The 17913-nt window shown below is 60.1% G+C and carries 19 protein-coding genes; 15 read left to right on the top strand and 4 right to left on the bottom strand.

The window, feature by feature from the left end; all coding sequences use genetic code 11:
• Nucleotides 1-3: 3 nt before the first annotated feature.
• On the top strand, nucleotides 4-765 hold the full coding sequence (locus B9Z41_RS12010; RefSeq protein WP_100147310.1) for an arylmalonate decarboxylase: 762 nt from the start codon (nucleotides 4-6) through the stop codon (nucleotides 763-765).
• 38 nt (nucleotides 766-803) lie between these two features.
• Here the strand turns inward: B9Z41_RS12010 and B9Z41_RS12015 are convergent, their stop codons facing one another.
• Nucleotides 804-1466: a GntR family transcriptional regulator gene (locus tag B9Z41_RS12015; RefSeq protein ID WP_100147311.1), complete on the bottom strand. Its 663-nt coding sequence runs from the start codon at nucleotides 1464-1466 to the stop codon at nucleotides 804-806.
• A gap of 102 nt (nucleotides 1467-1568) precedes the next feature.
• Between B9Z41_RS12015 and B9Z41_RS17050 the strand changes: the two genes are divergently transcribed.
• Genes B9Z41_RS17050 through B9Z41_RS12070 form a run of 12 tightly spaced genes read left to right on the top strand, consistent with a single transcriptional unit; the run spans nucleotide 1569 to nucleotide 12651 of the window.
• Entirely contained in the window at nucleotides 1569-1772 is a 204-nt protein-coding gene (locus tag B9Z41_RS17050) for a hypothetical protein (protein ID WP_158236172.1), read from the top strand.
• Nucleotides 1765-3045 carry an amidase gene (locus tag B9Z41_RS12020; protein WP_158236173.1) on the top strand — a complete coding sequence of 427 codons (1281 nt, stop codon included), beginning with the start codon at nucleotides 1765-1767 and terminating at the stop codon, nucleotides 3043-3045. The genes B9Z41_RS17050 and B9Z41_RS12020 overlap by 8 nt, the downstream gene beginning before the upstream one ends.
• A 2-nt stretch (nucleotides 3046-3047) precedes the next feature.
• Nucleotides 3048-4244, top strand: a complete 1197-nt coding sequence (locus tag B9Z41_RS12025) for a CaiB/BaiF CoA-transferase family protein (RefSeq protein ID WP_100147313.1) — start codon at nucleotides 3048-3050, stop codon at nucleotides 4242-4244.
• A 2-nt stretch (nucleotides 4245-4246) separates the two neighbouring features.
• Nucleotides 4247-5020 carry an enoyl-CoA hydratase gene (locus B9Z41_RS12030; RefSeq protein ID WP_100147314.1) on the top strand — a complete coding sequence of 258 codons (774 nt, stop codon included), beginning with the start codon at nucleotides 4247-4249 and terminating at the stop codon, nucleotides 5018-5020.
• 26 nt (nucleotides 5021-5046) lie between these two features.
• Nucleotides 5047-6024 carry an ABC transporter substrate-binding protein gene (locus B9Z41_RS12035; RefSeq protein ID WP_100147394.1) on the top strand — a complete coding sequence of 326 codons (978 nt, stop codon included), beginning with the start codon at nucleotides 5047-5049 and terminating at the stop codon, nucleotides 6022-6024.
• Between the two features lie 15 nt (nucleotides 6025-6039).
• Nucleotides 6040-6840, top strand: a complete 801-nt coding sequence (locus tag B9Z41_RS12040; RefSeq protein ID WP_100147395.1) for an ABC transporter permease — start codon at nucleotides 6040-6042, stop codon at nucleotides 6838-6840.
• A 7-nt stretch (nucleotides 6841-6847) separates the two neighbouring features.
• On the top strand, nucleotides 6848-7606 hold the full coding sequence (locus tag B9Z41_RS12045) for an ABC transporter ATP-binding protein (RefSeq protein WP_100147315.1): 759 nt from the start codon (nucleotides 6848-6850) through the stop codon (nucleotides 7604-7606).
• Entirely contained in the window at nucleotides 7599-8477 is an 879-nt protein-coding gene (locus B9Z41_RS12050; protein WP_100147316.1) for a polysaccharide deacetylase family protein, read from the top strand. Before B9Z41_RS12045 ends, B9Z41_RS12050 begins: the two co-directional genes overlap by 8 nt.
• A gap of 23 nt (nucleotides 8478-8500) precedes the next feature.
• The gene (locus B9Z41_RS12055) at nucleotides 8501-9283 is read left to right on the top strand and encodes an SDR family oxidoreductase (RefSeq protein ID WP_100147317.1); all 783 of its coding nucleotides are present in this window, start codon (nucleotides 8501-8503) and stop codon (nucleotides 9281-9283) included.
• A gap of 3 nt (nucleotides 9284-9286) precedes the next feature.
• Entirely contained in the window at nucleotides 9287-10441 is a 1155-nt protein-coding gene (locus B9Z41_RS12060; RefSeq protein WP_100147318.1) for an acyl-CoA dehydrogenase family protein, read from the top strand.
• A 9-nt stretch (nucleotides 10442-10450) separates the two neighbouring features.
• Nucleotides 10451-11257: an enoyl-CoA hydratase/isomerase family protein gene (locus B9Z41_RS12065; RefSeq protein ID WP_100147319.1), complete on the top strand. Its 807-nt coding sequence runs from the start codon at nucleotides 10451-10453 to the stop codon at nucleotides 11255-11257.
• A 17-nt stretch (nucleotides 11258-11274) separates the two neighbouring features.
• Complete coding sequence (locus B9Z41_RS12070) at nucleotides 11275-12651, top strand: MmgE/PrpD family protein (RefSeq protein ID WP_158236174.1); 1377 nt, start codon at nucleotides 11275-11277, stop codon at nucleotides 12649-12651.
• A gap of 5 nt (nucleotides 12652-12656) precedes the next feature.
• Here the strand turns inward: B9Z41_RS12070 and B9Z41_RS12075 are convergent, their stop codons facing one another.
• A complete protein-coding gene (locus B9Z41_RS12075) occupies nucleotides 12657-13559 on the bottom strand; it encodes a DMT family transporter (protein WP_100147321.1) in 903 nt (300 codons plus the stop codon).
• Nucleotides 13560-13688: 129 nt separating this feature from the next.
• Here B9Z41_RS12075 and B9Z41_RS12080 point away from each other — a divergent pair, with 129 nt between their 5' ends.
• Both B9Z41_RS12080 and B9Z41_RS12085 read left to right on the top strand, forming a co-directional pair.
• Nucleotides 13689-13844, top strand: coding sequence for a DUF3309 family protein (locus B9Z41_RS12080; protein WP_100147322.1), 156 nt, complete (start codon nucleotides 13689-13691; stop codon nucleotides 13842-13844).
• 26 nt (nucleotides 13845-13870) lie between these two features.
• Nucleotides 13871-14290: a BON domain-containing protein gene (locus tag B9Z41_RS12085; RefSeq protein WP_143474200.1), complete on the top strand. Its 420-nt coding sequence runs from the start codon at nucleotides 13871-13873 to the stop codon at nucleotides 14288-14290.
• Here the strand turns inward: B9Z41_RS12085 and B9Z41_RS12090 are convergent.
• Both B9Z41_RS12090 and uvrA read right to left on the bottom strand, forming a co-directional pair.
• Complete coding sequence (locus B9Z41_RS12090; protein WP_100147324.1) at nucleotides 14287-14799, bottom strand: superoxide dismutase family protein; 513 nt, start codon at nucleotides 14797-14799, stop codon at nucleotides 14287-14289. The two genes, B9Z41_RS12085 and B9Z41_RS12090, sit on opposite strands and share 4 nt — an antisense overlap.
• 86 nt (nucleotides 14800-14885) lie before the next feature.
• A complete protein-coding gene (uvrA, locus tag B9Z41_RS12095; RefSeq protein WP_304441799.1) occupies nucleotides 14886-17858 on the bottom strand; it encodes an excinuclease ABC subunit UvrA in 2973 nt (990 codons plus the stop codon).
• Nucleotides 17859-17913 lie beyond the last annotated feature (55 nt).

Raw genomic sequence — 17913 nt, forward strand, 5'->3', positions numbered from 1 at the left:
CTCATGAGCCAAAACACCAGCCTCGACGCCCTGGCCACACGCGCCAAGATTGCCGTCATCGTGCCCGCCACCAACACCATCGTGCAACCCGAAATGGAGGCCATGCGACCGTCTGGCGTGACCAACCATGTGAGCCGCATGTTGCTGCCCGTGCGCCCCTATGACGACATGCAGGCCTACCGCCAAGCGCTTGAGACCGAGAAGGGCAACCTGGAAGAGGCCTTGAGCTTGGTCTTGCCGTGCGAGCCGCATGCCGTGGCCCATGGGCACTCCATCCACTCATTCCGTGGAGACCGCGCGCGCGCACTGGCCGAACAAAACCGTCTCGAAGCGCTGGCAGGTATTCCGTTCATCACGCCCTCGATGGCCGTGTTGGAAGGCCTCAAAGCCATTGGCGACCCGAAACGCATTGCGGTGCTCACGCCCTACTGGCCGCCAGCGGATGCCTTGATTCAAGAGTTTTTTGTGTCGTGCGGTTACGACGTGGTGGCCAACCACGGCCTCAAAGCCAAGGGCCCGATTTCGGTGGCGCAGTTCACGCCTGAGCAAATCATCGAAGGCTTCAAGACCTTGAACGCGCCAGGCGTCGAAGCCTTTGTGCATGTGGGTACCAACCTGCCCGTGAGTGCCCTCACGCCGCAGATCGAAGCCGAGTTTGGCAAGCCCTTGATCGGGGTGAACGTGGCCACGTATTGGTTGGCCTTGCGTCGCCTGGGCATTCAAGACCCGTTGCCAGGCTTTGGCGTGCTGGCCGAAAAACACTGAGGTCTTCGCAACGCTTGCCGTGGTGCGGGCTGTGCGTGTCAGCCCGCCAACAAATCGCGTGGCAAGCTCATGATGAAGTCGTTGAGCGTCTTCGAGTCACGCCCCGGTCGCATGTGGTCAGCCATGTACGCCGACGCCGATTCGGTGTCGCGTTTTTCCAGCGCACTGACAATTTTTTCATGCTGGTCATAAGACGACTTGATGCGTCCCAACGCGCCAAATGCATGGCGACGGTAGACCCCGGTGCGTGAGCGAATGCGCAGCACCTCTTGGCGCAAAAACGTGTTGCGCGCGCCCTCGTAAATCAGCTCATGAAACTTCAGGTTGGCTTCTTGCCAGCCATCCATGTCTTCTTTGTCGGCCAGTTTTTTGCTGCTGCGGTGAACCTTCACCAGGGCTTTGACTTCGTCGTGGCTCATGCGCTCGCAGGCCAAACGCACGGCAATGCCTTCCAGCTCTGCCAACAGCTCCCACAACGACAACAGCTGTTGCAAATTCATCTTCGACACGATGGAGCCGCCTCGTGGGGTGCTGCTCAAAATGCCTTGTGCTTGCAGTTGCAGCAGGGCTTCGCGCACGGGCGTGCGTGACACCTTGTACTGGGCCGCCAGGGCCACGTCGTCGATGGCGTCACCGGGCAGCAACTCGCCCGATGCAATGGCAGATTCAATGCGCAGTCGGATTTGGTCACTGACTTTCATAGCGTCCCGTAGGTGAAAGCGATATTTTAAATCCTTGCTAAAAATACATAAACTCGGTTATAAATATACACAACGAATCACCACCTCATCCACCCATTGCCCATGCGCGACGCGACTCAGCACCAGCAGGACTTCACCGAATTGGCACAACATGCGTTTGCCGACAACGGGTACGTGCCGTCGACCGCGCTGCTCAAAGCCACCGCCAAAGGCTTGGTGCGTTTGGCCGATCCGTCGCCAGTGGCGGTACGGGTCGATGTTGATGTCAGCTTCGACGACATGCTCAGGAGCTGCGCCGGTGCTTGAACTGCCTGCGCGCTTGACGCAACTCCAAGCGCTCATTCGCTGCGGTCAGCTGACGCCTCAAGACGCCGTGTCTGCGCAAGTGCAGCGCGGACAAGCCTTGAGCACACCGTTTCCTTGCGTGGTCGACCAGTTGCCCATCGCAGCCTTGGGTGACGGGCCTTTGGCGGGCATTGCCTTGGCGCACAAAGACATCTTTCAGCTCGATGACCGCCTGCCCGGCTGTGGCGTGGGCCACGGGCATGCGCAAGCCAGCGTGCACGCTGCGGCTGCCATTGCCGCATTGCAACAAGCCGGTGCCAGCCAGTGGGCCACCTTGGTGATGGCGCCCCATGCCTGTGGTGCCACCTCGCAAAACATGCACTTTGCACGCTGCGTCAACCCACTCGATTCGGAGGCTGCGGTGGGTGGCTCATCCAGTGGCTCGGCCGTGGCCGTGGCGGCTGGCATGAGCTATGCCGCTTTGGGCACCGACACCGCAGGTTCGGTGCGCATACCGGCAGCGACCTGTGGCTTGATCGGACTCAAAACCACCCATGGGGCGGTCAGCACCCGAGGCTGTGCGCCACTCGCGCCCTCGCTCGACAGCGTGGGCATCTTGAGCCGCTATGCACCAGATGCGCGTGAAATCTGGGCGGCTTTGTGCCCGCAACTGCCGCGTGTTGCGGCAACGCGCACACCGCGTTGCCACCTGTGGTTGCCCGAAGACGGCGTGGCGCCTGACGTGGCCCAAGCCATTCGCACGTGGGCCGCGCAACTCGATGCACAAGTCACGCCGTTGGACATGGCCGACACCTTTGACTCACTCAACCGCCATGCACAGCGTGTGTTGTTGCACGAGACGGCACGCACACACCATGCGAGTTTGTGCGATGGCAGCGCAGAGTCTGGCGTGCAAGCCATTGGCCTGATGGGCTTGGGGCTGCCACTGGCGTGGTACCAAGCGTCCATGCAATCGCGCGCGGGCCTGTTGCAAGACTTTGTGACGCGCTATTTTCACGATGCCGAATTTTTAATCCTGCCCTCTTTGGCAGACCCTGTGCCTGATTGGCAAACGGTGGAAGTAGGCCACGTCGCGTTTGATCGCGCGTCACTGTTTGCCATGCACCGCTACATGGGCTTTGTGAATTACCTCGGCTTGCCCGCACTCAACTTGCCCATCGCGCGTGACACGCGCGGTCGTGCTGTGTGTGTGCAAGTCTTGGCCAGACCTTTTGCCGAACACCGCTTGCTCGACTTTGCCGAGCAGGTGCCTCCTATTTTTTGGACCCACTGAACATGCCGAAAATTCAAGCCTCCAGCGCACTGGCCCGTTTCAAAGTGATCGACCTCTCGCGTGTGCGCGCGGGTCCCAACTGCGTGCGCATCCTGACTGACTTTGGTGCCGATGTGATTCGTGTCGAACCCCCGCCGGGTGTCGACCCCAACGAAGCCATGTTCGCGGCCAACCGCAAGGGCGGCGACTTTCAAAACATCAACCGCAACAAGCGCTCGATGACGCTCAACCTCAAAAAGCCAGGAGCCATGGAGGTGCTGATGCGCTTGGTGGCCGAGGCCGATGTGGTGGTGGAGAACTGGCGTCCCGACGTCAAAAACAAACTCGGCCTCGACTACGAGTCGCTCGCCAAAGTGAACCCACGCATCATCTTGGCCAGCATCTCTGGCTTTGGGCAAGACGGGCCGTATGCCTGGCGTCCTGGGTTTGACCAAATCATCCAAGGCATGGGTGGCTTGATGAGTGTGACCGGTGAGGCCGAGCATGGGCCTGTTCGCGCGGGTTTGGCGGTGGCCGATTTGAGTGCGGGTCTGTACTGCGCACTGGGCATCTTGGTGGCCTTGCTGGAGCGTGAAGTTTCGGGCAAAGGGCAGTGGGTGCACAGCTCCTTGTTGCATTCGCAAATCGCCATGATGGATTTCCAAATGGCGCGTTACCTCAACGACAACGATGTGCCCGTGCAAGTGGGCAACAACCACCCCACCAGCTCACCCATGGGCTTGTTCGACGCCAACGATGGCTGCTTCAACCTCGGCGCGTCGGGCGAGGGCAATTGGAAGCGCTTTTGCGACGCACTCGACAAACCCGATTGGTATGCCGACCCAGAATTTCAGACCGAGCCCTTGCGTGTGCAACACCGCGAACGTCTGAATGCACAAATTGCGGTCGAGTTCAAAAAGAACACAGTCAAGCACTGGGTCGATTTGCTCAACCAAGTGGGCGTGCCCGCCGGGCCGGTCTACACCGTGCCGCAAGTGTTTGAAGATGAGCAGGTGAAACATTTGAAGGTCACCGAGACCTTGATGACCAACTTTGGCAAAGAAATTGCGTACATCACACAACCGGTGGTTTTAGAGCGCACACCGTCCCAAGTTGTGGCGCCCGCACCTGGATGGGGCGAACATACCGACGAAGTCTTGCGCGAAGCCGGATATTCGGACGAAGAGATTCAACAATTTCACACACAAGAGGTGGTTTAACCATGGGTGCTATTCATGTCACGCACGACCAGCATGTGGCCGTGGTCACGATCGACGATGCCGAGCGCTACAACGCCATGAGCTTGTCGATGTGGATTGCGCTCAAACAAGCGTTTGACGACATCGAACACAACGCCCAGGTGCGTGCCGTGATTTTGCGCGGTGCCGGTGAAAAAGCCTTTGTCTCAGGCGCCAACATCAGCGAGTTTGAAACCCAGCGTAACTCCGAAGCGTCGGTGGCCCACTACAACCAGAGCGTGGCGCAAGCCCAAGACGCCATCACCCGTTGCCGTGTGCCGGTGATTGCTGCCATCAGTGGCATTTGCTATGGCGGTGGTTTGGGTTTGGCTTTGAGTTGCGATTTGCGCTATGCCAGCCCGGCCTCCAAGTTCCGCATGCCCGCCGCGCGTTTGGGCCTGGGTTATGGCTACCGCGGCATGAAAAGCATCTTGCAAAACCTCGGGCCCACAGCGGCTGCAGAAGCCTTCTACACCGCCAAGGTGTATGTGGCCAGCGAGGCGGCACACATTGGCATCGTCAACGCCGTGCACGACGATGTGTTTGCGCATTGCGCTGAGGTGGCTCTGCAAATTTCGCAAAACGCCCCCCTCACGGTGCAAGCCGCCAAGCAAGCCATGCTGTGCATTGCCGATGGCGACACCTCCCAAATTGCGCGCATCGACCAGGCCGTCGATGCGTGTTTCAAGAGCAGCGACTATGCCGAGGGCCGACTGGCCTTTGCACAGAAGAGGCTCCCTCAGTTCACCGGCCATTGAATATCAACCCACCCATGGAGAAGAAGATGAAATCTTTAAGAACCCTGCTCACGATTGCGCTGTCGCTGGCAGCCACCGCGGCCCTGGCTGTGGGGCCCGCCCCAGCGCCGATGAAACAAAAAGAAGTCCTCAGCGTGGGCTTTGTCAAAGTGGGCCACCTCGCACCCATGCTGATGCTGGAAGAAGAGCTCAAGAAGCTCAACATCGAAGTCAAGCGCGCTGAGTTTGTTCGCTACGCCGATGCACGCACCGCGTTGCTGTCGGGTTCGGTCGACGTGTCGGCGGTGGGCCCAGGCGACTTGGCCATCGTGGCCGCGCAAGGCAGCAAGAACTTGATTGGCTTGACTGGCGTGGGCAGCTCGTCCAAATTCTTGGTGGTGCGCAAAGGCGTGAAGATTGACGACTGGGGTGACATCAGCGGCAAGAAGATTGCCATTGCACCGGGTTCTGCCGTGTGGTTCCAGTGGGCCATGACCTTGATTGAAAAGAACATCCCCTACACCTCGTTCTCGCCCGTGAACGTGCAAGGCGGTGGCACGGCGTTTGTGCAAGCCATGAAGCGGGGTGACATCGATGCCATGGTGCTGTGGGAGCCCTTCGAGTCACAAGCCGTGGCCGAAGGCGATGCTTACTTTGCCAACAAACTCGACTACAGCCAGTCCCGTTCGGTCGGCGCAGAGCTGGGCATGTTGGCCGCCTCTGGCGAAGCCATGAGCACCAAGAAAGAACTGGTGCGTCGCTTCTTGTGGGCTTACCTCAAAGTCGAAGAGCAATTGGCCAAAAACAATGACCAGTTTGCCGATGCCTATGCCAAGTACACCGGCTTGCCTTTGAATGTGACCAAAGAGTCCGCCAAGATCATCAAGCTCGGCGGCGTGCTCAACAAAGAACAGGTGGGTCGTTTGGCCGAGGCTGCGTTCAAGCAAGGCATCGTGCAAAAAGACGTGACCAAAGAAGCGGCTGAGCTGTATGACGACAGCATGGCCAAAGAAATCAAGAAGTAAGTGCAAGGACACACCATGAAGACAACGGCACATTTCAAGCAACTGCTGCTCGGACTGGTGGTGCCCACTGCCGTTGTCGTGCTGTGGCAGGTGATGGGCAACTTGCCAGGCATGGCCGGCATCTTGCCCACGCCTTTGAAGGTGGTTGAGGGCTGGCACGGTTGGATCTTCGGCCAAGCCGGCTTGGGGCTCAACCCCTACCTGGGCACTTGGCTGTCCAACGTCGAATATTCCTCGATGCGCGTGGTGCAAGGCTTTGTGCTGGCCGCGCTGATCGGGGTGCCGTTGGGGCTGTTGATTGGCTGGAGCAAGTTCATTTCGCAGATGCTGGACCCGCTGATTCAAAGCCTGCGCCCGATCCCGATCACGGCGTGGTTGCCGTTCTCGATTGCGGTGTTTGGCATCCGCGATGTGGGTTCGATCTTTCTGATTTTTCTGGGTGGCTTTTATGCCATCGTGGTCAACGCCACGCAAGGTGCACGCGATGTGGACCGCAACTTGGTGCGTGCCGCCTTGATGATGGGCGCCAACCGCACCCAGTTGTTGCGCCGCGTGGTGCTGCCAGCTGCGATGCCCTCCATCTTCACGGGATTGCGCATTGGGCTGGGCATTTCTTGGACGGCGGTGATCGTCTCTGAGATGGTGGCCGTCAAGTCAGGCCTGGGCTATGTGCTGTGGGATGCCTACTACGTGGGCCGCATGGACATTGTGTTGGCCGACATGGTGTCGATCGGCGCCATGGGTTACATCAGCGACCGCATCATTGTGTTCATTGAACGCAAGGTTCTGGTTTGGCGTATTTTGCAAAGTCACTGAAATTCTTATGTCCAACATCTCTGTTCAAGATCTTTGCAAAATTTATCCCGGTCAACCACCGGTCAAAGCCCTCGACCACATCGATCTCGATGTGCCCCCGGGTGACTTCGTGGCCTTGCTCGGCCCCTCGGGTTGCGGCAAGTCCACCTTGCTCAACCTGATTGCGGGCTTCGAGTCACCCAGCTCGGGTGTCTTGCAGGTCAACCAACAAGCGGTGCATGCCCCAGGGCCTGACCGTGGCGTGGTGTTCCAAGAGGCGGCGCTGTTTCCGTGGCTGACGGTGTGGGAGAACGTGATCTTTGGCCCGCAAATGCAAGGCCTGCCCAAGGCCGAGTACGAAGAGCGTGCCAACGAGATGCTCAGCATCGTGGGCTTGCATGATTTCAAAAACCATTTGCCGGTGCAACTCTCGGGTGGCATGCGTCAGCGCGTGGGCATTGCCCGCATCTTGACTTTGGGGTCACGCGTGTTGCTGATGGACGAGCCCTTTGGTGCACTTGACGCACAGACCCGACTCACCATGCAAGAGCTGTTGCTGTCGGTGTGGCAAAAGCTCAAACCGACCATCATCTTTGTCACGCACGACATCGACGAAGCCATCTTTTTGGCCAACACCATCTACGTCATGTCGGCCCGACCAGGCCGCATCCAATCCAAAATCAACGTGCCCTTGGCGCGTCCACGCACCGTGGCTGACACAGCGAGCGAGGCCTTCAGCGCCATGAAGCTCGACATCCTCAACCTCATCCGACACACCCATGGCTAATCCCCGCATCCCTTACCGTTTTTCTGACGAAGGTCCGCAGTTGGTGGCGCCCAAAGAAGGCGCCATCTTGGTCCACCTGGTGGTCAATGTGGAGCACTGGCAGTTTGATGCCAGCATGCCACGCACCATCATCACGCCGCCGCATGGCAAAGAAACCGTGCCCGATGTGCCCAACTTCAGCTGGGCCGATTACGGCATGCGTGCCGGTTTGCCGCGCATCATCAATGCCATCCACAGCCGTGGGCTACCCGCGTCCACCAGCTTCAACGCTGGTGTGATTCAGGCCTACCCGCGTGCGGCCGAAGCCATGCACGAAGTGGGTTGGGAGTTCATTGGCCATGGCGTGCATCAAAAAGCGCTCAACCATGCCGAAGGCGAAGAGGCTTTGATTGCCACCAGCCTGGACATGATCGAATCGTTCACCGGCAAGCGCCCCAAGGGCTGGTTGAGCCCGGGCTTGCGCGAGTCGCACGACACGCCCGAGATCTTGAAAAAGCAAGGCATTGAGTACGTGTTTGACTGGGTGGTGGACGATGTGCCGCATTGGATGCGCACCAAGAATGGCCCGCTCATGGCCTTGCCCTACAACCTGGAAGTCAACGACTCCATCATTTACGCGGTGGAAAAACACGCGTCGAATGAAATGTTCCAGCGCCTCTCCAACACCTTGAGTTTGTTCAAACGCGAATGCGCCAAGCAGCCACGTGTTTTGTCGCTGGGTTTGCACCCGCACTTGATTGGCGTGCCGCACCGCTTTGAGAGCTTCGAGAAAATGCTCGACCTGTTGATGGCCACCCCCGAGGTGTGCTTTGTCACGGGCGAAAAAATGGCCCAGTGGTACGCCGCCCAAGTGCCCGCCCCCTCCAACTGATTGCAACTTCACAGAGAGTCTTTATGAACTTAGAACTGACAGGACAGCGTGTCCTCATCACCGGTGGCTCCAAAGGCATTGGCTTGGCCATTGCACAAGCGTTCGCCGCCGAAGGCGCCAAGCCCGTGCTGGTGTCACGTGACCGGGCCAACTTGGCCCATGCGGTGCAAGCCATTGAGGCCGCCCACCACATCACCCCCGAAGTCTTTGAGGCCGATTTGGGCCTGCCCGGTTCGGCCGACAAGCTGTGCCAACAGGTGGGCGAGATTGACGTGTTGGTGAACAACGCAGGCGCCATTCCTGGTGGCAGCATCCACGACATCACCGAAGAGCGCTGGCGCCAGGCCTGGGAGCTCAAGCTCTACAGCTACATCAACCTGACCCGCGCGTATTTGCCCAGCATGGAAAAGCGCGGCAAGGGCGTGATTGCCAACATCATCGGCATGGCCGGTGCAGCACCACGCTACGAATACATTTGCGGCTCGGCAGCCAATGCGGCCTTGATGGCGTTCACCCAAGGCCTGGGCGGCGGCACCGTGCGTCAAGGCGTGCGTGTGTTTGGCATCAACCCGTCGCCCACTCGCAGCGACCGCATGCAAGGCATGTTGCAGCAACAAGCCACCACCAAACTGGGGGACGCTTCGCGTTGGCAAGAGCTGACCTTGGGTCTGCCCTTTGGCCGTTTGGCCGAACCCGACGAGATGGCCAAACTCACGGTGTTCTGTGCTTCGCCCTTGTGTGGGTATCTGAGCGGCAGCATCATCAACGTGGACGGTGGCCAGATGTTCACCACACCGAGCAAATAAACCATGAGCCGACAAGATTTTCCTGAACTGCGCGAAGGCGTGCGCCAAGTGGTGTCTGCCTTTGACTCCCGTTATTGGCAAGAGGTGGACGAGGCGCGTGCCTTCCCTGAAAAATTTGTCACCGCCTTGACCGAAGCCGGTTGGTTGTCGGCCTTGATTCCTGAGGAATACGGCGGCTCCAACCTGAGCCTGACCGAAGCCAGTGTGATCATGGAAGAGATCAACCGCGCGGGCGGCAACTCGGGCGCCTGCCACGGTCAGATGTATGTCATGGGTTGTGTGGTGCGTCACGGCACGAAGGAGCAGAAAGAAGCCTTGTTGCCCAAGATTGCCTCGGGCGAATTGCGCATGCAGTCGATGGCCGTGACCGAGCCCACCACCGGCTCAGACACCACCCAACTCAAGACCGTGGCCGTGCGCCAAGGTGACCATTACGTGGTGAATGGGCAAAAGGTGTGGACCTCGCGCTTGCAGCACTCCGACTTCATGTTGCTGTTGGCACGCACCACGCCACTGGCCGAGGTGAAAAAGAAGTCCGAAGGCTTGTCGGTGTTTTTGGTGGACTTGCGCGAAGAGGTGGGCAAGACCATCACCGTCAAACCCATTCGCAACATGGTCAACCACGAGACCAATGAAATCTTCATCGACAACCTGCGCATTCCCGTAGAAAACCGCATTGGTGAAGAAGGCAAGGGGCTCAAGTACATCATGGATGGCTTGAACGCCGAGCGCATTTTGATTGCCGCTGAGTGCATCGGTGACGGCTATTGGTTTGTTGACCGCGCCACCCAGTACGCCAAAGAGCGCGTGGTGTTTGGTCGCGCCATCGCGCACAACCAAGGCATTCAATTCCCCATTGCCAAGGCCCACATCAACGTGGAAGCGGCCAGCTTGATGCGCTACGAAGCGGCGCGTTTGTTCGACGCCGGTTTGCCCTGCGGCGCACAAGCCAATATGTCGAAGTTGCTGGCGGCAGATGCGTCTTGGGAGGCGGCCAATGTGTGTCTGCAAACCCATGGCGGGTTTGGCTTTGCCGCCGAGTACGACATTGAGCGCAAGTTCCGCGAGACACGCTTGTACCAAGTGGCACCGATCTCCACCAACTTGATCTTGTCCTACGTGGGCGAGCATGTGTTGGGCATGCCCAAGTCCTACTGAGCGCACACCATGACATCCCCTGCTTTCCCCGTCTACACCACCCTCGCGTGCACCCACGTCTCTGACCACGTGTTGCAGGTGTGTTTGAACCGCCCCGAGGTGGGCAATGCGCTGAACACGCAAATGGGGGTGGAGTTGCTCGACCTGTGGACACGCTTGACCGATGTGCCGGGCGAGGTGCGTTGCGTGGTGTTCACGGGTTCGGGCAGCAAGATTTTTTGTGGAGGCGGCGACCTCAAAGAGCGCAACGGCATGACGCCGCAAGCGTGGCAGCACCAGCATGAAATTTTTGAGCGCTTGTACTGGGCCTTGATTGATTTGCCTTTGCCGGTGGTCGGTGCCATCAACGGACACGCGTATGGTGGAGGCTTGGAGATGGCGCTGTGCTGCGACTTTTTGTATGCCAGCCAAGAGGCGCGCTTTGCACTGCCAGAGGTCACGCTGGGCATCATGCCGGGCATGGGCGGCACACAAAACTTACCGCGCGCTTTGGGCGAGCGGCGCGCCAAAGAATTGGCACTCACAGGGCGCCCTTTCAGTGCGGCCCAAGCGCATGAGTGGGGCTTGGTCAACCAAGTGGCCGCGCCCGAAGAGTTGCTGGCTTTGGCCCTGGAGACGGCGCAGCGCATCGCGGCCAATGCGCCTTTGTCGGTGCGACAAATCAAAAAGTCGATCCGCTACGGCGGCCAGATGGAGTTGCGCACCGCCTACCGTTTTGAGGTGGAGGCCTACAACCGTTTGGTCGACACCGACGACCGGCGCGAAGGCGTGGCTGCTTTCAACGAGAAGCGCCCTGCGGTGTTCAAAGGCCGCTGAGCCGTGCAAAGGTTCGGGTGAGTTCTGCCAACACGCCCTCCTGGACCGAGCAATTGCTGGCCTTGCAAGGCCGCCCCATCACCGACGCTGACCGCCACCGCGCAGCCCTGCACCTGATCGATTGGTTTGGTTGTGTGCTGTTGGGCCACACCTCGCCTGCGGGTGAGGCTTTGAGCCGTTGGGCGGCGCAAGCAGCACCTGGGCCATGTTGGACGGTGGGCGGCTTGTACTTGCGCAGCGAGGATGCCGCCTTGGTCAATGGTGGCTTGGGCAACATCGACGAGCTCGATGACTTACACCGCGAAGCGGTGGTGCACCCCGCAGACACCCTCATGGCCGCTGCGCTGGCGCTGGCGCAGCGCGAGCAGGTCATACCGCACGCACTGCTGGACGCCGTGGTGCGTGGCTACGAGGTGGCCATTCGGGTGGGCTTGCTGGCCGGCACCGCGCATTACCAGCACTGGTACAGCACAGCCACCTGTGGCGTGTTTGGTGCTGCTACCGCGGCTGCGAGCTTGTTGCAACTCGATGCCACGCAGGCCATGCATGCCTTGGCGCAGGCGGGCATGCAAGCCAGTGGCGTGTGGCAATGCCGCGTGGAACCTGGGTTCTCTAAACAGCTGGCCACAGGGCGCAGCGCGCAGTCAGGCGTGTTGGCCGCCGACTTGGCGGCGGCTGGCATGGTGGGGCCGCGCCACATCTTGGAAGGCCAGCATGGGTGCTTGGCTGCCACGGGCAGCTTGCCCGATGCCACGCGCGCCCGGGCAGTGCTGGCGCCTGCACCTGATGCACCTTGGTTGATCCATGCAGTCAGCTTCAAGCCCTGGCCTGCCTGTCGCCATGTGCACCCGGCCATCGCGTGCGCCATGCAACTGCACGCGCGAGTGGCCGATGTGGAAGAGATTGTTCGCATCGAGGTGAGCAGCTACCAAACCGCGCTGGACTTTGCCGATCAAGCGCAACCCCACACCCGCCAGCAAGCGCGCTTTAGCTTGCAGCATGGGGTGGCGGTGGCGCTGTTGCGTGGCGATTTTTGGTTGGGTGACACCCAAGCCGAGTCGTTGACGCATCCGGTGCTGACGCGCTTGCGTGGCTGCACCCAGGTTCGCGCAAACTCACGCTGGAGCCGTGCCTACCCAGCGCATTACGGCGCGCAGGTGCAGGTGTGGCTGCGCGATGGTCGTCGCTTGGAGGCCCAGGTGGTCGACGCCCCGGGTGACCCGGAAAACCCCATGTCACACGCAGCGGTGCTGGCCAAAGCGCAACGCGTGATGCAGGCCGCAGGTCATGCGCAGCAGTCTGTGACGGCACTCATCCAAGCCTGTGTCGACTTGCCGCAAGCCATATCAATGGACAGTTTGTGGCGCGCCTTGCGCCAGCTCCGCCCGGCCTGAGCGGTTCAGGACGCGGCGCTGGAAGCGCGCGTGGGCCACAGCACCGATGCGATGGCGGCCACCACCAGCAGCACCGCCAGCCAGTCTTGCCAGTGCAGCACTTCGCCCAGCCACCATGCGCCGCTGAACACGCCCAACACCGGAATGAACATCACGCTCAAGCTCGATGCCAAAGGCGGCAAGCTGCGCGCCAACCCCAGCCAAGCGGCTTGGGCAAACACAAACACACCGATGGCGTTGTAGACGATGGAGCCCCAGGTGGTCAGCGACGGCATGGCCCAGCGGTCCGCTTCAAACAGCACCGCCACCACGCTCATCACCACGGCGGTCATGCCGGTCATCCAAAACACAATCGTGAGTGTGGGCACGCGCATCTTGGTGTGGCGAATTTGTTGTGTGCCCAAAGCCCAAGAGGCGGCCGCAGCCAAGGCCATCACAACGCCCAAGGGCTTTCCAGACAAATTCACCAACTCGTGCCACAACAACAGCATGGCACCCAAGGCGGCCAAGGCCACGCCCAACCAAGCGCGGGCACGCAGTGGTGATTTGAAAAACAACATGCCAATGACGGCTGAAAAAATCGGCATGGTGTAGCCAAGAATGGCGGCGCGCCCGCTCGACAAATCTTGCACCGCCAAAATGATCAGCACATGCCAGACAAACATATTGCTGCTGGCCAGCACCATGAGTTCTTTCCATTCGCTGCGTGGCACCTTGAACGGCACCTTCATCTTGAGCAACACCAAGCCCAGCAGGGGCCACCCAATCCACATCGAGATGCTGCGAAAGGTGATGGCCGGGTAGCCGGTGACGCCGATTTTCAGAATCGGCCAGTTGATGCCCCAGACCAAGGTGAGGATGACAAGGGTGACCCACTGTTTGCGGGTGAGCTGGTGTGCGTGGGTCATAAGGCTTTCAAATCGGTGCCGTCCAAGTTTAGCGGCGTGCTGTGCATGTGCGCAGACGAACAGACCGCAAGTTGTATCGGGCCTAGATTCAACAGCCTCGCCGAAGGGTGTTGTGGGAAGAAGGTCGATATGTTGATGAACGTTTTGTTGGTGATTCTGTTTTTGATGCTGCTCGGTGCCATACCCACTTGGCCACACAGCAGAACCTGGGGCTATTACCCCAGCAGCGGTCTTGGACTGATCGTGCTGGTGTTGTTGTTTTTGATATTGACGGGTCGCGCTTGACGCGCCACACACACAAGGAACACACGATGAAGATCACACACCACACCACGCCATACCTCTTGGCTGCTTTGCTGCTGCTGGGCTTGTCGGCTTGCGACAAACCCGGGCCTGCGCAAGAGGCCGGGCGCAAATTGGACGAAGCCGCAGAGAAAGCCACCGAAGCGGTGAAGAAAAGCGTGGATGACGCAGACGATGCAGCAGAGCGTCAAAAAGAGAAGGCCAGCACGGCCATGGAAGACACAGAAATCACGGCCAAGGTGAAAACCGCTTTGATGCAGCGCGAAGGCATGAAGTCGGTCACCATCAGCGTCAAAACACGCCGTGGCTTGGTGACGCTGACCGGCTCTGTCGCCTCACAGGCGCAGGCCGATTTGGCCAAACAACTCGCACAAGCGGTCAAAGGCGTGCACGAGGTGGACAACCTGTTGGTGGTGGTGAGCCGTTAATTTTTAACAATCACGCCGCACGACACACGTGGTCCCGAGTTGCCTGTGGGCTGTGTTTTGAAGTCGTCCGGATCGCGATGAACAATCAAGCCTCGCCCCACGATGCTGGACGCGCCGTCCTGCATGGAGATTGACGTGCTCTCAAAGCGCAGCTGAACCTTGCCATAGGCATCGGCTTTCAAGCTGGGCAAATCGCCCACATGGTGTTGGGCGTGCTCATGGGCTCCGTGGGGTTTGCCGTCGGGGTTGAAATGACCGCCGGTGCTCATGCCGTCACCACTGGAGCAGTCGCCTTTTTCATGAACGTGAAAACCATGCTCCGAGTTGGGCGCAAAGCCTTGCGCGTCGACCACAACCAACACCTTGTTGTGCTGCTGCGTGAACGTCACCCGACCTGTCACGCTGTTGCCTTGGGTGGGCGCGAGCACGGCGGTTGCAGACGTTTGAGCTTCCAACATGGCGCAAGCCGCCAGTGTGAAAGCGGTCGCAAAAACGAAAACTGTTTTCATGGCACATCCCCTTGGGTGGTTAAAAAGTCATGCTAGCAGGTGGGTGCAGGGCGTGGCTTCTTCTTTGAGTGCTGCCATGGCGGCGGTCAGCCCAGCAAACGCTTCAGGTAACGCCCGGTAAAACTGGCCGGGTTGTCGGCCAATTGCTCGGGCGTGCCCACGCCCACCACTTGGCCACCGCCACTGCCGCCTTCAGGCCCCATGTCGATGAGCCAGTCGGCGGTTTTGATGACGTCCAGGTTGTGCTCGATGATGACGATGGTGTTGCCCGCATCGCGCAGGTGTTGCAGCACTTTCAACAGCAAGTCAATGTCGGCAAAGTGCAGGCCGGTGGTGGGCTCGTCCAGGATGTAGAGCGTGCGCCCGGTGTCGCGCTTGCTCAACTCCAGGGCAAGTTTCACGCGCTGTGCTTCACCACCCGAGAGGGTGGTGGCGGCTTGGCCGAGTTGCAGGTAGGACAGGCCCACATCCATCAGGGTTTGCAGCTTGCGGGCGATGTTGGGCACGGCGTTGAAGAAGCTCAGTGCGGCCTCAACCGTGAGGTCCAAGATTTGCGCAATGTTTTTGCCCTTGTACATGACCTCCAGCGTTTCTCGGTTGTAGCGCAGGCCGTGGCACACGTCACAAGGCACGTATACATCGGGCAAAAAGTGCATCTCCACCTTGACCATGCCGTCGCCCTGGCAGGCTTCGCAGCGCCCGCCGCCTGAGCCAGCGGCCACGTTGAAGCTGAAGCGTCCCGGGCCATAGCCACGCTCGCGTGCCGAAGGTACTTCGGCCATCAGCTCGCGAATGGGGGTGAACAAGCCGGTGTAGGTGGCGGGGTTGCTGCGCGGGGTGCGGCCAATGGGGGATTGGTCGACGTTGATGACTTTGTCGAAGTAGTCGAGCCCGGTGATCTCGTCGTGGGCAGCGGGCTCTTCGTGCGCGCGGTGGATGGTGTGCGCGGCTGCGGTGTACAGCGTGTCGTTGACCAGCGTGGATTTGCCCGAGCCCGACACGCCCGTGACGCAGGTGAGCAAGCCCACCGGCACATCCACGTTGACATGTTTGAGGTTGTTGCCGCGCGCGCCGGTGATGCGAATGACTTGGTCTTTGCAGGCTTGCTTGTCGAGCAGGCGTTGTGCGGCCAGTTGATCAGCGGGCACAGGCAAAAAGGCGTGACGCTGGGTGGGCACCTCGATGCGCAGGGCTTGTGCCAGGTAGCGCCCGGTGAGAGAGGCAGGGTTGGCCTCTATCTCGGCGGGTGTGCCTTGCGCCATCACCGCGCCGCCATGCACGCCAGCGCCGGGGCCCATGTCCACACAGTAGTCGGCGGCACGGATCATGTCTTCGTCGTGCTCCACCACCAACACGCTGTTGCCAATGTCGCGCAGGTGTTTGAGGGTGTCGATCAGGCGGTCGTTGTCGCGCTGGTGCAAGCCAATGCTGGGCTCGTCGAGCACGTACATCACACCCGTCAGGCCCGAGCCAATTTGCGAGGCCAGGCGAATGCGTTGCGCCTCGCCGCCAGACAGCGTGTCGGCGCTGCGGTCTAAGCTCAAGTAGGTCAGGCCCACATCGTTCAAGAACTTCAGGCGTGAGGCGATTTCGCGCACCACCTTGTCGGCAATTTCAGCCTTGGCACCTTGGAGTTTGAGGGTGTTGAAGTAGCCAAAGCATTCGCCCAAGGTGCTGTGGCTGATGTCGAAGATGCCGCGCATTTGCGCGCCTTCGCCAATGCGCACGTTGCGTGCTTCGCGCCGCAAGCGCGTGCCACCGCAGCTGGTGCAGGCGCGGCTGCCACGGTAGCGCGCCAGGTCTTCGCGCACCACCACCGAGTCGGTCTCGCGGTAGCGGCGCTCCATGTTGACCAAGATGCCCTCGAACGGGTGTTTCTTGCTGAGCTTTTTGCCGCTGCCGTTGTCCAAGCTGTAGTTGAACTTGATTTCTTCGTCGCCCGAGCCGTACAGCAACACCTGTTGCACTTCGGGGCTGAGGTTTTCAAACGCGGCATCGAGGTCAAACTTGTAGTGCTTGGCCAAGCTCTCGAGCAGCGTGAAGTAGTGTGCGTTGCGGCGGTCCCAACCTTTGATGGCACCACTGCCCAAGCTGAGCGAGGGGAAGGCCACCACACGGGCGGGGTCGAAGAAGTCTTGGTGGCCCAAGCCGTCGCACGCCGGGCACGCGCCCACCGGTGAGTTGAACGAGAAGAGGCGAGGCTCCAACTCGCTGATGGAGTAGCTGCACTGCGGGCAAGCGAACTTGGCGTTGAAGCTGTGCTCCACCCCGGTGTCCATCTCCAGCGCAATGGCGCGGCCTTCGGCCAGGCGCAGCGCGGCTTCAAAGCTCTCGGCCAGGCGTTGACGCAAACCGGGTGGTGGGGCGGTCACCGCCACGGCGCCGATGCTGGGTGCGGTGGCGACTTGCGGGGTGGCCGGGGCTTCGTGGCGCACCTTGATGCGGTCAATCACCACGTCGATGTCGTGCTTCTCGGTTTTCTTGAGCTGCGGCAGGTCGTCGTACTCAAACACTTGGCCACCCACACGAAAGCGCACATAGCCCTGCGCTTGCAGATTGGCAAACACGTCGGTGTATTCGCCTTTGCGGTCACGCGCCAGTGGGGCCAACAGCATGAGCTTGGTGTCTTCGGGCAGGGCCATCACCGCATCCACCATTTGCGACACGCTTTGCGCTTGCAGCGCCAGGTTGTGGTCGGGGCAGTACGGGGTGCCAGCACGGGCAAACAGCAGGCGCAGGTAGTCGTGAATTTCGGTCACCGTGCCCACGGTGGAACGTGGGTTGTGGCTGGTAGCTTTTTGCTCAATGCTGATGGCGGGTGACAGGCCTTCAATCAGGTCGACATCGGGTTTGTCCAAGCGGCCCAAGAACTGACGGGCGTAGGCCGAGAGGCTTTCCACGTAGCGGCGCTGGCCCTCGGCGTACAAGGTGTCAAACGCCAAACTCGATTTGCCCGAACCCGACAAACCGGTGATCACCACCAGTTGGTTGCGCGGAATGTCGAGGTCGATGTTTTTGAGGTTGTGCGTGCGCGCGCCGCGAATGCTGATGTTTCGCATGGCGGAGGGGCTGTTCATGGCCTGGCCCAAGTAGGTGCCGTCGGTGGGTGCGTTC

Source organism: Limnohabitans sp. JirII-31, from assembly GCF_002778315.1.
Lineage (GTDB): Bacteria > Pseudomonadota > Gammaproteobacteria > Burkholderiales > Burkholderiaceae_C > Limnohabitans.

Bases quoted from the DNA above. Each gene is read 5' to 3' on its own strand.
- B9Z41_RS12025 (WP_100147313.1), top strand. From the start codon at position 3,048: ATGCCGAAAATTCAAGCCTCCAGCGCACTGGCCCGTTTCAAAGTGATC.
- B9Z41_RS12085 (WP_143474200.1), top strand. From the start codon at position 13,871: ATGAAGATCACACACCACACCACGCCATACCTCTTGGCTGCTTTGCTG.
- B9Z41_RS12065 (WP_100147319.1), top strand. From the start codon at position 10,451: ATGACATCCCCTGCTTTCCCCGTCTACACCACCCTCGCGTGCACCCAC.
- B9Z41_RS12040 (WP_100147395.1), top strand. From the start codon at position 6,040: ATGAAGACAACGGCACATTTCAAGCAACTGCTGCTCGGACTGGTGGTG.
- B9Z41_RS12075 (WP_100147321.1), bottom strand. From the start codon at position 13,559: ATGACCCACGCACACCAGCTCACCCGCAAACAGTGGGTCACCCTTGTC.
- B9Z41_RS12080 (WP_100147322.1), top strand. From the start codon at position 13,689: ATGTTGATGAACGTTTTGTTGGTGATTCTGTTTTTGATGCTGCTCGGT.
- B9Z41_RS12010 (WP_100147310.1), top strand. From the start codon at position 4: ATGAGCCAAAACACCAGCCTCGACGCCCTGGCCACACGCGCCAAGATT.
- B9Z41_RS12015 (WP_100147311.1), bottom strand. From the start codon at position 1,466: ATGAAAGTCAGTGACCAAATCCGACTGCGCATTGAATCTGCCATTGCA.
- B9Z41_RS12050 (WP_100147316.1), top strand. From the start codon at position 7,599: ATGGCTAATCCCCGCATCCCTTACCGTTTTTCTGACGAAGGTCCGCAG.
- B9Z41_RS12055 (WP_100147317.1), top strand. From the start codon at position 8,501: ATGAACTTAGAACTGACAGGACAGCGTGTCCTCATCACCGGTGGCTCC.
- B9Z41_RS12030 (WP_100147314.1), top strand. From the start codon at position 4,247: ATGGGTGCTATTCATGTCACGCACGACCAGCATGTGGCCGTGGTCACG.
- uvrA (WP_304441799.1), bottom strand. From the start codon at position 17,858: ATGCGAAACATCAGCATTCGCGGCGCGCGCACGCACAACCTCAAAAAC.
- B9Z41_RS12045 (WP_100147315.1), top strand. From the start codon at position 6,848: ATGTCCAACATCTCTGTTCAAGATCTTTGCAAAATTTATCCCGGTCAA.
- B9Z41_RS12060 (WP_100147318.1), top strand. From the start codon at position 9,287: ATGAGCCGACAAGATTTTCCTGAACTGCGCGAAGGCGTGCGCCAAGTG.
- B9Z41_RS12090 (WP_100147324.1), bottom strand. From the start codon at position 14,799: ATGAAAACAGTTTTCGTTTTTGCGACCGCTTTCACACTGGCGGCTTGC.
- B9Z41_RS12035 (WP_100147394.1), top strand. From the start codon at position 5,047: ATGAAATCTTTAAGAACCCTGCTCACGATTGCGCTGTCGCTGGCAGCC.
- B9Z41_RS17050 (WP_158236172.1), top strand. From the start codon at position 1,569: ATGCGCGACGCGACTCAGCACCAGCAGGACTTCACCGAATTGGCACAA.